The 12,429-nt window shown below is 64.1% G+C and carries 15 protein-coding genes and 4 tRNA genes; 9 read left to right on the plus strand and 10 right to left on the minus strand.

Annotation, left to right across the window (positions count from 1 at the left end; all coding sequences use genetic code 11):
• Positions 1-120: 120 nt before the first annotated feature.
• The 4 genes from L0D16_RS11530 to L0D16_RS11545 form a co-directional block, all read right to left on the minus strand.
• A tRNA-Thr gene (locus tag L0D16_RS11530) sits at positions 121-196 on the minus strand.
• Between the two features lie 3 nt (positions 197-199).
• Positions 200-275 (minus strand) — tRNA-Gly (locus L0D16_RS11535).
• Between the two features lie 25 nt (positions 276-300).
• Positions 301-386 (minus strand) — tRNA-Tyr (locus tag L0D16_RS11540).
• Between the two features lie 9 nt (positions 387-395).
• A tRNA-Thr gene (locus L0D16_RS11545) sits at positions 396-471 on the minus strand.
• 70 nt (positions 472-541) lie between these two features.
• Here L0D16_RS11545 and L0D16_RS11550 point away from each other — a divergent pair.
• Complete coding sequence (locus L0D16_RS11550) at positions 542-1,837, plus strand: MBL fold metallo-hydrolase (RefSeq protein ID WP_243032343.1); 1,296 nt, start codon at positions 542-544, stop codon at positions 1,835-1,837.
• A gap of 17 nt (positions 1,838-1,854) precedes the next feature.
• Here L0D16_RS11550 and metF read toward each other — a convergent pair whose 3' ends face one another.
• Entirely contained in the window at positions 1,855-2,733 is an 879-nt protein-coding gene (gene metF, locus L0D16_RS11555) for a methylenetetrahydrofolate reductase [NAD(P)H] (RefSeq protein ID WP_243032344.1), read from the minus strand.
• 53 nt (positions 2,734-2,786) lie between these two features.
• Between metF and L0D16_RS11560 the strand changes: the two genes are divergently transcribed.
• Genes L0D16_RS11560 through L0D16_RS11570 form a run of 3 tightly spaced genes read left to right on the plus strand, consistent with a single transcriptional unit; the run spans position 2,787 to position 4,797 of the window.
• A complete protein-coding gene (locus L0D16_RS11560; RefSeq protein WP_243032345.1) occupies positions 2,787-3,377 on the plus strand; it encodes a nicotinamidase in 591 nt (196 codons plus the stop codon).
• A 9-nt stretch (positions 3,378-3,386) separates the two neighbouring features.
• A complete protein-coding gene (locus L0D16_RS11565) occupies positions 3,387-4,004 on the plus strand; it encodes a hypothetical protein (RefSeq protein WP_243032347.1) in 618 nt (205 codons plus the stop codon).
• On the plus strand, positions 3,994-4,797 hold the full coding sequence (locus tag L0D16_RS11570; protein WP_243032349.1) for a histidinol-phosphatase HisJ family protein: 804 nt from the start codon (positions 3,994-3,996) through the stop codon (positions 4,795-4,797). Before L0D16_RS11565 ends, L0D16_RS11570 begins: the two co-directional genes overlap by 11 nt.
• Here the strand turns inward: L0D16_RS11570 and L0D16_RS11575 are convergent.
• Genes L0D16_RS11575 through crcB form a run of 4 tightly spaced genes read right to left on the minus strand, consistent with a single transcriptional unit; the run spans position 4,773 to position 6,412 of the window.
• Positions 4,773-5,042, minus strand: a complete 270-nt coding sequence (locus L0D16_RS11575) for a hypothetical protein (protein WP_243032351.1) — start codon at positions 5,040-5,042, stop codon at positions 4,773-4,775. The two genes, L0D16_RS11570 and L0D16_RS11575, sit on opposite strands and share 25 nt — an antisense overlap.
• On the minus strand, positions 5,039-5,653 hold the full coding sequence (locus L0D16_RS11580) for a sulfite oxidase-like oxidoreductase (RefSeq protein ID WP_243032353.1): 615 nt from the start codon (positions 5,651-5,653) through the stop codon (positions 5,039-5,041). The genes L0D16_RS11575 and L0D16_RS11580 overlap by 4 nt, the downstream gene beginning before the upstream one ends.
• A gap of 44 nt (positions 5,654-5,697) precedes the next feature.
• Complete coding sequence (locus L0D16_RS11585) at positions 5,698-6,030, minus strand: DUF190 domain-containing protein (RefSeq protein ID WP_243032354.1); 333 nt, start codon at positions 6,028-6,030, stop codon at positions 5,698-5,700.
• Between the two features lie 4 nt (positions 6,031-6,034).
• On the minus strand, positions 6,035-6,412 hold the full coding sequence (crcB, locus tag L0D16_RS11590) for a fluoride efflux transporter CrcB (protein WP_243032358.1): 378 nt from the start codon (positions 6,410-6,412) through the stop codon (positions 6,035-6,037).
• A 20-nt stretch (positions 6,413-6,432) separates the two neighbouring features.
• Between crcB and ribH the strand changes: the two genes are divergently transcribed.
• Entirely contained in the window at positions 6,433-6,906 is a 474-nt protein-coding gene (gene ribH / locus L0D16_RS11595; RefSeq protein ID WP_243029251.1) for a 6,7-dimethyl-8-ribityllumazine synthase, read from the plus strand.
• On the opposite strand, the gene L0D16_RS11600 is transcribed toward ribH, so the two are convergent.
• Positions 6,893-7,297: a DUF4395 domain-containing protein gene (locus L0D16_RS11600; RefSeq protein WP_243032361.1), complete on the minus strand. Its 405-nt coding sequence runs from the start codon at positions 7,295-7,297 to the stop codon at positions 6,893-6,895. The genes ribH and L0D16_RS11600 overlap by 14 nt on opposite strands.
• Before the next feature lie 77 nt (positions 7,298-7,374).
• Between L0D16_RS11600 and pgeF the strand changes: the two genes are divergently transcribed.
• From pgeF to L0D16_RS11620, 4 genes are read left to right on the plus strand one after another with little or no spacing between them, the layout of a single operon-like run.
• Entirely contained in the window at positions 7,375-8,100 is a 726-nt protein-coding gene (gene pgeF, locus L0D16_RS11605; RefSeq protein ID WP_243032362.1) for a peptidoglycan editing factor PgeF, read from the plus strand.
• Positions 8,101-8,134: 34 nt separating this feature from the next.
• Positions 8,135-8,617 carry a YqeG family HAD IIIA-type phosphatase gene (locus L0D16_RS11610; protein ID WP_243032363.1) on the plus strand — a complete coding sequence of 161 codons (483 nt, stop codon included), beginning with the start codon at positions 8,135-8,137 and terminating at the stop codon, positions 8,615-8,617.
• A complete protein-coding gene (gene pilB, locus L0D16_RS11615) occupies positions 8,614-11,280 on the plus strand; it encodes a type IV pilus assembly ATPase PilB (RefSeq protein ID WP_243032369.1) in 2,667 nt (888 codons plus the stop codon). Before L0D16_RS11610 ends, pilB begins: the two co-directional genes overlap by 4 nt.
• 11 nt (positions 11,281-11,291) lie before the next feature.
• Positions 11,292-12,380: a type IV pilus twitching motility protein PilT gene (locus L0D16_RS11620; protein ID WP_243032371.1), complete on the plus strand. Its 1,089-nt coding sequence runs from the start codon at positions 11,292-11,294 to the stop codon at positions 12,378-12,380.
• Positions 12,381-12,429 lie beyond the last annotated feature (49 nt).

Below are 12,429 nucleotides of genomic sequence, written 5' to 3' on the forward strand. Positions count from 1 at the left end.
ATCGTCCCCACGTTCACGTGAGGCTTCGTACGGATAAACTCGCCCTTGGCCATGGTTCCTCCTTCCTTCTTGCACGCAAAAGCCGCCCTGGGGACTTGGGGCCCAGGGCAGGCAAAGGGATGGAGCTCGCGGCCGGGCTCGAACCGGCGACCTCACCCTTACCAAGGGTGTGCTCTACCTGCTGAGCTACGCGAGCTCGTGGAGCGGGAGACGGGACTCGAACCCGCGACCCTCGGCTTGGGAAGCCGATGCTCTACCAACTGAGCTACTCCCGCATGGGGGTGTGCTTGGGCACACCTTTGGTGGGCAGGGCTGGATTCGAACCAGCGAAGGCATACGCCAACGGTTTTACAGACCGTCCCCTTTGGCCACTCGGGCACCTGCCCACGCCCGCTTGGAGCCACCCAGGGGAGTTGAACCCCCAACCCCCCGATTACAAGTCGGGTGCTCTACCGGTTGAGCTAGGGTGGCAGGACGGGGGATAGGACCCTGTCCGAGGGAATAGGCTAACACACCTGGGGGCAAGTGTCAAGATAAGGGCATGCGCATCGTACCTTTTGGCGCCGCTAGGGAGGTCACGGGAAGCTGCCACCTCCTTTGGGCCGAGGGCAGGAAGGTCCTTCTGGACTGCGGCATGTTCCAAGGGCGGGAGGAGGGGAAAAACCACGCTCCCTTTGGCTTTGAGCCCAAGGCGGTGGAGGCTGTGGTCCTCACCCACGCCCACCTGGACCACGTGGGCAGGTTGCCCAAGCTCTTCCGGGAAGGATACCAAGGGCCCGTCTACGCCACCCAGGCCACCTTTTTGCTGCTAAGGATCATCCTCGAGGACGCCCTCAAGGTCATGGAGGAACCCTTCTTTGACGAAGGGGACGTGGAGCAGGTCTTCCGGCACGCCCACCCCATGGAGTACGGGGCGTGGCTTCGCCTGGGGGACCTGACCCTCTCCTTCGGCCAGGCGGGGCACCTGCCGGGAAGCGCCTTCGTGGTGGCCCAGGGGGAGGGGAAAACCCTGGTCTATAGCGGGGATTTGGGTAACCGGCAGAAAACCGTCCTCCCCGACCCCTCCCTACCCCCTAAGGCGGATCTGGTCCTAAGCGAGGGCACCTACGGCGACCGGCCCCACCGGTCCTTCGCCGCCACGGTGGAGGAGTTTTTGGAGATTTTGCAACAAACCCTGGGCCAGGGCGGCAAGGTCTTCATTCCCTCCTTTGCCGTGGAGCGTGCCCAGGAAATCCTCTTCCTCCTCTACGAAAACGGCCACCTGTTGCCCGAGGCCCCCATCTACCTGGACTCCCCTATGGCCGAGCGGGTCCTGGACCTTTACCCCTCTTTGGTGCGGTACTTCAGCGAGAAGGTGCAGGCTTACTTCCTATCCGGCAAGAACCCCTTCCGCCCCAAGAGGCTAGAGGTGGTGGAAAGCGCCGAGGAATCCAAGGCCCTAAGCCGCCAACCTGGCCCCATGGTGATCATCGCGGGAAGCGGCATGCTTACGGGAGGACGCATCCTCCACCATCTCAAACACGGCCTTTCCGATCCCAAAAACGCCCTGGTCTTCGTGGGTTACCAGCCTCGAGGGGGCCTGGGTGCGGAAATCATCGCCAGGCCCCAGCGCATCCGCCTCCTGGGCCAGGACGTGCCCCTAAGGGCCAGCGTGCATACCCTGGGCGGCTTCTCAGGGCATGCCGGGCAGGATGAGCTTCTGGACTGGCTGGAGGGGCAGCCCCGGATAGCCCTGGTGCACGGGGAGGAGGAAGCCCTGGAAAAGTTGGCCTCCCTTTTGGCCCCAAGGGGGCAGGAAGCCCGGCTGGCCCGCTTTGGGGAGGCCATAGAGGTATGAGGCCACCCCCTGGGCCCTCAAGCCGGTCTAAAGCCCAGCCTCTCCAGGACCATGCGGGTGGCAGGGCTTTTGTTGAGGGTGTAGAAGTGCACCCCCTCCACCCCCGCCTCTAAGAGCTCCGCCACCTGGCGGGCGGCGTGCTCCACCCCGATCTCCAGAATGGCCTTGGGGTCCTCCTGGTGCCTCTCCAGTTGGGAAAGGAGAGGACCAGGGATGCTGGCCCCACAGACCTCGGTAAAGCGACGAAGCTGAGGGTAGCTGGTGATGGGCATGATGCCTGGGAGGATGGGGATTTGAATGCCCACCCGCCTGGACCTTTCCAGGAAGCCAAAGTAGTGGGCGTTGTTGAAGAAAAGCTGGGTGATGGCGAAGTCCAAGCCCGCCTCCACCTTGGCCTTGAAGTGGAGGAGGTCGGCCTCGAGGCTCGGGCTTTCCGGGTGCCCCTCGGGGTAGGCGGCCCCACCCACGGAAACCCCTTCCCCATAGCGGCTCCGGATGAAGGCCACCAGCTCGGAAGCGTAGCGGAACCCCTCGGGATGCGGCGTAAAGACCTTTTCCCCTTGGGGAGGGTCCCCGCGGAGGGCCAGGATGTTCTCCACCCCTGCGGCCACGAACCGGTCCAGAACCCCCTCCACCTCCTTCCGGCTCTGCCCGGCCACGGTGAGGTGGGCAAGGGGGTTTAGCCCCAAGTCCCGTATGCGCTTAGCCCAGAGCACACTCCGATCCCTCGTGCTGCCCATGGCCCCGTAGGTGATGGACACGAAGGCCGGCCGGAAAACCTTAAGCTCCTCCATGGTGCGGAAGAGGGCCTCCTCCCCTTCCGGGTTTTTGGGGGGGAAAAACTCAAAGGAAAAAAGCGGCCCCTCTCGCATCTTCAGGAGGTCCCGTATTTTCATGCGCAAGAGTGTAGCCCCTCCTCCCCCCCAGGTCAAGGTGGCAAAATAAGGGTATGGTAGAAGTTCCGGAAATCCCCAAGGTGGAAGGTTTGGAGCTCCCGGCCAAGGAGACTGCCTTAATCGTGGTGGACATGCAAAACGACTTCGCCCACCCCCAGGGGGCCCTCTTCGTGCCCGATGCCCCCAAAAGCGTCCCCGCCATCCAGCTCCTCCTGGAAAGGGCGCGGCGGGCGGGGGCGCGGGTGGTCTACACCCAGGACTGGCACCGGGAGGACGATCCCGAGTTCCAGATCTGGCCCCGGCACGCGGTGGCCGGCACCTGGGGGGCGGAGATCCTGGAGGAGCTACGCCCTGAACCGGGGGACCTGATTATCCAGAAAGTGCGCTACGACGCCTTCTACGGCACCCCCTTGGACCATTACCTCCACCTTTGGGGGATTAAAAACGTGGTGGTGACGGGCACCGTGGCCAACATCTGCGTGCTGCACACCGCGGGCTCCGCCGCCTTGCGCTGGTACCGGGTGGTCCTGCCCGAGGAGGCCACCAGTGCCCTTACCCCCTTTGACCTCCAGGCCGCCTTGCGCCAGATCACCTTCCTCTACCAGGGGCAGGTGACCCGGGCCGAGGGCGTGCGCTTCCGCTGAGCCCCAGGCGTGGACCCAGGACTCCTTCCTCTAGCCCAAGCGCAAGGCCAAGGGGAAATCCGGCTTCTCCAACGGGCCCAGTCCCTGGGCTTTCCCGTGGTGGAAAGCTGGGTGGTGGGGCTATGGGAGGAGTTTGCCCGGCTCAACAACCTTTCCGAGCGCATCCAAAGGCTTTTCCAAGGCGTCTTCGGCGTGCGCATAGACGAGGAACGCCTCCTCCTGGCAGCCGAAGAAGCGGAAAGGGCGGTGCGGGAAAGCTACCTGTTGCCGGAACGGGCCGAGGCCTTTCTCCAAGCCCTCCAGGGGAAGGGTCCCTTCCTCCTCCGCCGGCCCGGTGAAGGCAGCTACCGGCTGGCCCATACCCCCCAGGAAGCCCTCTTCGCCCTAAAACGGCTTTGGGCGGAGGCCTTTAGGGTGGAGGCCATCTGGGAGCGCTATCCCCTCCTCTTTCCTCCCTCGGCTCCCGTCCTGGTTCAGGCCCTGGGCACCCCCGGCCAGGACCCTCTCCTCGAGGTCCAGGAAGACCCTTTCCTCTCCTTGGATCTCTTTGGGGCCTTGGGGGAAAGGGTGGTCGCCTACACCTGGGGAGGCCTCCTCTTGCGGATAGAATCCCAACATGGTGGATAGCCACCTCCATACCCCCCTTTGCGGCCACGCCCATGGAGCCCCTGGGGAGTATCTCTTCCACGCCCGCAAGGCCGGGCTAAAGGGCGTGGTCTTCACCGACCACAGCCCCATGCCCTCCTGGTACGACCCCCATAGCCGCATGCGCCTCGAGGCCCTCCCCTTTTACCTCCTGGCCCTGGAAAGGATCCGGGAGGAACACCCGGACCTCTACCTAGGCATTGGCCTCGAGGCCGACTTCCACGAGGGGACCCAGGGCTTTGTGGCCACCCTTCTCAAAAGCTACCCCTTTGACTACGTGATCGGGAGCGTCCACTACCTGGGGGCCTGGCCCTTGGACCACCCCGACCACCAGGAGGAGTACACCTGGCGGGAACTGAGGGAGATTTTCCAAGCCTACTTCCAGGAGGTGGAGAAGGCCGCCAGAAGCGGGCTCTTCCACGCCATCGGCCACCTAGACCTGCCCAAGAAGTTCGGCCACCACCTACCCGAGGAGGCCCTCTTGGACCTTGCCGAACCGGCCCTTCAGGCCATAGCGGAGGAGGGGCTTTTCCTGGACGTGAACACCGCCGGGCTCCGGAACCCCGCCAAGGAGATCTACCCCGCCCCCATCCTTCTCAAGCGGGCCCAGGAGCTGGGGATAGGGGTGGTCCTGGGCTCCGATGCCCACCGGCCAGAGCAGGTGGGGCACGCCTTCCCGGAAGCGGTGGCGCTTCTGCTGGACCTGGGGTATCGGGAAGCCCACTACTTCCAAGGGGGAAAGCCCCTAGCCTACCCCTTGTCCAGGGCCTCATAAACCCGCCGTCTCAGGGTACCCAGGTCCAGGTCCTCCCGCCGTCCCGAGGCTTCCTCATACGCCCTCACCGCCGCCACCAACCGGGAAAAGGCCTCGGCGCAAGGGTCGGGAGCAGGGGCCTCATACTCCATAAAGGTGACCCGCTCGTAGTCCTCGGCGTACTCCTCTTCTTCCGCCTTCACGCACTCCCAGTAGCGGCGCAAAGCCTCCTCCACGTGGAGACGGAACTGCTCCAAAGACGTCACCCCTCCCCCCCTCCTTTCCGGCTTTGAAACCTCAGGCTTGCCGCAGGGATAGGGCCTTCCTGGAAGCGCTCCTCCCGCCAGGGGTCGCCCCGGAAGTGGTAACCCAGCTTCTCCCAAAAGCCTAACTCCAGATGGTCCAAAAGCTCTATGCTCCGCACCCACTTGGCGCTTTTCCAAGCGTAAAGGTGGGGCACCAAAAGCCGCACCGGCCCACCGCGTTCCAAGGGCAGGGGCTTGCCGAAAAGGGTATGGGCCAGGAGAACGTCCTCCCGCAGGAGGTCCTCCAGGAAGAGGTTGGTGGTGTAGCCCCCATAACAGCGGACCAAGGCGGCTACTGCCTGGGGCTTAGGCTTGGCCTTCAGCAAAAGATCCTTCACCCGCACCCCCTTCCAAGCCACGTCCAGGCGGCTCCAGCGGGTCACGCAGTGGAAATCCCGGGTGAGCTCCACCTGGGGTAGCCCCAGAAGCTCCTGGTAGGTGAGGGTAAGGGGCTCTTCCACCAGGCCGAGAAGGGAAAAGCGCCACTCCCCAGGGGAAATCCGAGGTTCTTCCCCATAGGTGAGGATGGGGAAGCGCTCCGTCACCACCTGGCCGGGGGGGATACGGTCCATACCCCCAGGTTAAGACCCGCTCCGGGGGCTAAAAGCAACCTGGCTCACCGGCTTTGGTAGCGGATCACCTCCACCTTCTCCAGGGTGACCAGCCCCTCCCGCACCATCCCATCCAGAACGGGCAAAAAGGCCCGGATCTTCTCCTCCGTATCCACGATCTCAATCATGACGGGCAGGTCCTCGGAAAGCTGCAGCACCTTGGCGGTGTGGATGCGGGAGTGGCCGCCAAAACCCATGAAGCCCTTAAACACCGTGGCCCCGGCCAGGCCCTGGCGCTTGGCCTCGAGGACGATGGCCTCGTAGAGGGGTTTCCCCCCATGCCGGTCCGACTCCCCCACGAAGATGCGCAGGAGCTTGGCCTCCCCCTCTAGCTTCATACCCTTAGGCTACCAGGGCCCCGCCCAGGCGGTAGCCCAAAAACACCAGGAAAAGGCCCAGGAAGATGCTGAAAAAAACGTATAGAAAGGCCCTCCCCACCTCCCCATCCTGGAGCAGGGCCAGGGTCTCGTAGCTGAAGGTGGAGAAGGTGGTGAACCCCCCTAACACCCCCACCGCCAGGAAGAGGCGCCCTTCCCCGGAAAGGGCCCCCTCCAGGGATAGGCGGATCACCACGCCGATAAGAAAGCTACCCAAGGCGTTGATCACCAGGGTGCTATAGGGGAAACCGGGCCCTGTTAGGGCTTGCACCCAGGCCCCAAGCCCATAGCGTAGGGCGGAGCCCAAGGCCCCGCCCAAGGCCACCAGCAAGTACCGCTCCACCCCCCAAGTATATTGGGACCATGAAGCCCAAGACCCTTTCCCCCATCCTCACCGCCAAGGGGGTGCGCCTGGCCATCGCCGTGGGCCGGTTCAATGAGCGGGTGACCAAGATGCTCTTGGAAGGGGCCCTCGAGGCCTACGCCCGCCTGGGGGGGGACCCCGGCGAGGTCCTGGTGGCCTGGGTACCGGGTTCCTTTGAGCTCCCCCTGGTGGCCAAGCGCCTGGCATTGCGCCCCGACGTGGATGCGGTGGTGGCCCTAGGGGCCGTGGTGCGGGGGGAAACCCCCCACTTTGAGTACGTGGCTGGCCAAGCCGCTTCCGGCCTGATGCAGGCCATGCTGCAGACGGAAAAACCCATCGTCTTCGGCGTCCTCACCACCAACACCCCAGAGGAGGCCCAGGAAAGGGCCGGGGGCAAGGCGGGGAACAAGGGAGCCGAGGCGGTCTTCACCGCCATTGAGATGGTGCGGCTTCTGGAGGCTATTTCCCGGTGAAAAGGGCCCGGGCGTAGCGCAGGTGCAGGTAGAGGAAGCACCCCAAGCAGAAACCGAAGGCCAGGTTGATGAAGGCCAGGAAGGCCACCAAAAGGGCCAGGCCATAACCGACCCCCTTTAGGCCGAGAAGGAGGAACAAGGAGGCCAGTCCCAAAAACACCGCCCCCAGGGTACGGGCGAAGCGGTGGGGCCTGGGGTCCTCCTCTACCAGCTTGGGGGGGATGCGCAGGGCCCGCTTGAGGGCCACCATCAAGTCCCAAGGCGTATGCTGGCTATACATCAGGAGGAAAAGGAGATAGACCAGAAGGGGAAGGTCCAAAAGCGCCGCCAAGGGCAGAAGAAGGGTAAGCAGCACCTGGTTAAAGCGGAGCTGGTTCCGGTCCGTCTTCATGGGACCAGTATACACCTGAGCCCGTGAAACTAAGGGGTACGGTTTCCCCCGAGCCTGGCCTCTAGCAGAATGGGGCCATGGTCCCTCTCCTCACCACCCCCTTGCCCGTACCCCATGGCTTCACCACCCGTCTGGGGGGGATTTCGGAAGGCCCCTTCCAAAGCCTGAACCTCTCCGCAGCCACCGGGGACGCCCCCGAAAGGGTGGCGGAGAACCAGAGGCGGGTCCTGTCCCTCTTTGGCCACCCCCCGGTGGCCGGGCTTAGGCAGGTGCACGGCACGGAGATCCATCGGGTGGAAGGCCCCGGGGTTTGGGAAGGAGATGGCCTCCTCACCCAGACCCCTGGACTCCTCCTCCGGGTGGGGGTAGCGGACTGCTACCCTCTTTTGCTTTACCACCCCAAAGGCGCGGTGGCGGCCCTGCATGCCGGCTGGCGGGGGGTGGTGGGGGGTATCCTGCCGCGAGCCTTAGAGCTCCTAGAGAGGCTGGGGCTGGATCCAAAGGAGACCCACCTGGCCATCGGCCCTGGCATTGGGGGCCGGTGTTACCAGGTGGGGGAGGAGGTGGCGGAACGGTTCGCCCAAGCGGGTCTAGACACCTTTACCCCGGACCCCACCGCCCCCGGGAAGTACCTTCTGGACCTGGAAAGGGCCCTCCTCCTCCAGGCGGAAAGGGCGGGGCTCCTTCCGGAAAGGATCTACCGGGTGGGCCTTTGTACCCACTGTGAACCCACCCTCTTCTCCCACCGCCGCGACCGGGGGAAGACCGGGCGGATGTGGGGGCTCATCATGCTCCCCCGTTAAGGGCTCGCTAACCCCGCCGTGGCACAATGGAAGCATGCTCTTCCCCCGGGCGGTCCTGCCCTCCCTCCTCCACCTCACCCCCCAGTGGCTAAAGGAACGGGGCCTTAAGGGGGTAATCCTGGACCTGGACAACACCCTCCTGCCCTACGGGGAGGAGACACCTTTGCCGGAGCACCGGGCCTGGTTGGAGGCCTTAAAGGCTGAGGTTCCCGTTTATCTTCTCTCCAACGCCTTGCCCGAACGCTTCCGCCGCATCCAAGAACAGCTGGGCCTTCCCGGCCATGCCCCCGCCTTAAAGCCTTGGTTGGGGTTTAAAAGGGCCCTGGAGGTCCTGGGATTTCCCGCCCGGGAGGTAGCGGTGGTGGGGGACCAGGTTTTCACCGATGTCCTTGGGGGCAACCTGGTGGGGGCCTACACGGTTTTGGTGCCCCCCTTGCGGGAAAAGGAATTCTTTTACACCCGTTTCATACGAATGTTGGAAGCTCCGTTTAGAAAGCCGCGGGGAGGACTGGGATGAGCGTGTTGACCATTGGGGACAAACGGCTAGGGGCCATCCTGTTGGATGCCGGCCTCCTCACCGACGAGGAGCTGCAAATGGCCCTGGAGAAGCACCGGGAGGTGGGGGGCTCGTTGGCGGAGGTCATCGTGGACTCGGGTCTTCTCTCCGAAAGGCGCATCGCCCAGGCCATTGAGGACCACTTCGGCATCCCCTTGGTGGAGCTTCATACCTTAGATATCCCCCCCAGGGTGAAGGCCCTTTTGCCGGCGGAGAAGGCCAAGGAGCTCCAGGCTATCCCCTTTGCCCTGGACGAGGAGGCCGGGGTGGTGCGGGTGGCCTTCGTGAACCCCCTGGACACCCTGGCCCTCGAGGAGGTGGAGGACCTCACGGGGATGGTGGTGGAGCCCTACCAGGCCACTAAGAGCGCCTTCCTCTATGCCTTGGCTAAGAACTACCCGGAGCTCGGCCTACCCCTACCCCCTCCCCCCAGTGGCCCCAGCCGGGAGGAGCTGAAGGTGGGCGAGCTTTTGGTGCAAAAGGGCCTTTTGGACCGGAACACCCTGGAGGAAGCCCTGGTGGAGCAGGAAAAGACCGGGGATCTCCTAGGCCGCATCCTGGTGCAAAAAGGCCTACCCGAGGAAGCCCTCTACCGGGTTTTGGCGGAGCAAAAGGGAATGGGGTTCCTCCCCTCCACCCAAGACCTCTCCCCCGACCCCACCGCCGCCAATCTGCTCCTTCGTTCCGACGCCCTGCGCTATAGCGCCGTACCCGTGGGGTTCAAAAACGGGGAGGTGGAGGTGGTCCTGGCCGACCCCCGGCACAAGGAGGCGGTGGCGGAGCTATTAGGACACCCTGCCCGTTTCTTCCTTACCCCACCCAAAGAGTGGGAAGCCCTTTTCCACCGGGCCTATCCGGAGAAGAGCCGCCTGGGGGAGGTCCTGGTCCAGGAGGGCCGCTTGAGCCGGGAGGAACTAAGGGAGGCCCTGGAGGTGCAAAGGCGCCTGCCCAAGGCCAAGCCCCTGGGGGAGATCCTGGTGGAACTGGGCCTGGCCCGGCCCGAGGATGTAGAGGAGGCCCTGAAAAAGCAGCGCCAGGGTGGAGGCCGCCTGGAGGACACCCTGGTGGCCTCGGGCAAGCTAAAACCCGAGGCCCTGGCCCAGGCGGTGGCGGCCCAGCTGGGCTATGCCTACATTAACCCCGAGGAAAACCCCCCGGACCCCGGGGCCGCCCTCCTCCTCCCCGAGGACCTGGCCCGCCGCTATGGGGTCTTCCCCCATCACCTGGAGGGCAAGTCCCTGGTCCTCCTCATGAAGGATCCCCGGAACATCCTGGCCCTGGACGACGTCCGCCTGGCCTTAAAGCGCAAGGGCCTGGCCTACGAGGTGGTGCCCGCCGTGGCCACGGAGGCCGCCATCGCCAAGCTGATAGAGCGCTTTTACGGCAAGGAGGAGCTGGGCGAGATCGCCAAGGAGCTCTCCAAGGGCTACCAGGAAGAGGAGACCATTACCCCCGAGCTGGACGAAAGCGCCGCGCAAAAGTTCGTCAAGCAGGTGATCCGGGAAGCCTACCTCCAGGATGCCTCCGATATCCACATAGAGCCCAGGCAGTCGGACGTGCTAGTGCGCCTGCGCATCGACGGCACCTTGCGCCAGTACACCACCCTGCCCAAAGGGGCCCTAAACTCCATCATCAGCGTGGTCAAGATCATGGGGGGTCTTAACATCGCCGAAAGGCGCCTGCCCCAGGACGGGCGGGTGCGCTACCGGGAAGGGGCCATCGACGTGGACCTCCGCCTCTCCACCCTGCCCACGGTCTACGGGGAGAAAGCGGTGATGCGCCTTTTGAAAAAGGCCGCCGACATCCCGGAGATCGAGGGGCTGGGCTTCGCGCCCGGGGTCTTTGAGCGCTTCCAGGAGGTGATCTCCAAGCCCTACGGCATCTTCCTCATCACAGGGCCCACCGGAAGCGGCAAGAGCTTCACCACCTTCTCCATCCTGAAGCGCATCGCCACCCCCGATAAGAACACCCAGACCATTGAGGACCCGGTGGAGTACGAGATCCCCGGCATCAACCAGACCCAGGTGAACCCCCAGGCGGGCCTCACCTTCGCCCGGGCCCTTAGGGCCTTCTTGAGGCAGGACCCGGACATCATCATGGTGGGGGAGATCCGGGACTCGGAAACCGCCAAGATCGCCACCGAGGCCGCCCTCACCGGGCACCTGGTCATCGCCACCCTACACACCAACGACGCCGCCCAGGCCATCACCCGCCTGGACGAAATGGGCGTGGAGCTTTTCAACATCTCTGCCGCCCTCATCGGGGTCCTCTCCCAACGCTTGGTGCGAAAGATCTGCGACGGATGCAAGGTGGAGGTAAAGCCTGACCCGGAGGTCCTGCGCCGCCTGGGCCTTTCCGAAAGGGAAATCCAGGGAGCTAGGCTCTTTAGGGGTATGGGGTGTGAGCGCTGTGGAGGCACCGGTTATAAAGGAAGGTACGCCATCCACGAGCTATTGGTGGTGGACGACGAGATCCGCCACGCCATCGTGGCCGGAAAGTCGGCCACGGAGATCAAGGAGATCGCCAGGAGGAAGGGGATGAAAACCCTACGGGAGGATGGCATCTACAAGGCCCTCCAGGGGATCACCACCCTCGAGGAGGTCCTGGCGCGTACCATTGAGTGAAGGAGGGCACCATGGCTAAAACGCCTGACATCGTAGACCTTTTGACCCTGGCCGCAGAGCGGGGGGCCAGCGACTTGGTGATCACCGTGGGCCTTCCCCCCATGATCAAGGTGGACGGGGAGTTCCACCCCACGGAGTACGAGCCCCTCTCCCCCCAGGACACCCGCCGGCTGATGTACGCCCTCATGGACGAGAAGCAACAGCGGATCTTTGAGGAGGAAAAGGAGCTGGACTTCTCCTTCAGCCTCCCGGGAAAGGGCCGCTACCGGGTCAACGTCTTCTTGCAACGGGGGAGCGTGGGCGGGGTCTTAAGGGTGGTGCCCGCCACCATCAAGAGCTTTGAGGAGCTGGGCCTGCCCAAAAACATCGCCGAGATCGCCATGGCCCCCAGGGGCCTGGTCCTGGTCACGGGGCCCACGGGAAGCGGGAAGAGCACCACCTTGGCCTCCATGATCGACTACATCAACGAGCGCAAGCCGGTGCACATCGTGACCATTGAGGACCCCATAGAGTTTTTCCACAAACACAAGAAGGCCATCGTCAACCAGCGGGAGATCGGCTCCGATACCCACGGGTTCCATAAGGCCCTAAGGAGCGTCCTCCGCCAGGCCCCAGACGTGATCCTGGTGGGGGAGATGCGGGACTATGAAACCATCGCCGCCGCCATCACCGCCGCGGAAACCGGGCATTTGGTCATGGGCACCCTGCACACCAACTCCGCCCCCGAGACCATCGACCGCATCATCGACGTCTTCCCTGAAAACCAGCAGGAGCAGGTGCGGGTGCAGCTTTCCAACAACCTGGTGGCGGTGCTTACCCAGCAACTTCTTCCCAAAGCCTTCGGGGGCGGAAGGGTCTTGGCCTATGAGCTCATGATCGCCACCCCGGCGGTAAGGGCCTTGATCCGGGAGGGGAAAAGCCACCAGCTCCGCAGCGTCATCCAAACCGGAGGCCAGTACGGCATGGTCACCATGGACGCCTGCCTGGCCGATTTGTATAAGCGGAAGCTCATCACCTACGAGATGGGCCTGAACCGGGCGGTGGACCCCAAGGAATTCATGCGCCTGGCCGGAGTGCAGGAGGGAGCCAAGCGCCCGTGACGACTCCCCGCTCTAAAGAGCGGGGCTTCTCGGGGACAAGTTTAAACCT

The sequence above is a fragment of the Thermus altitudinis genome (assembly GCF_022760835.1).
GTDB classification, from domain to species: Bacteria; Deinococcota; Deinococci; order Deinococcales; family Thermaceae; genus Thermus; species Thermus altitudinis.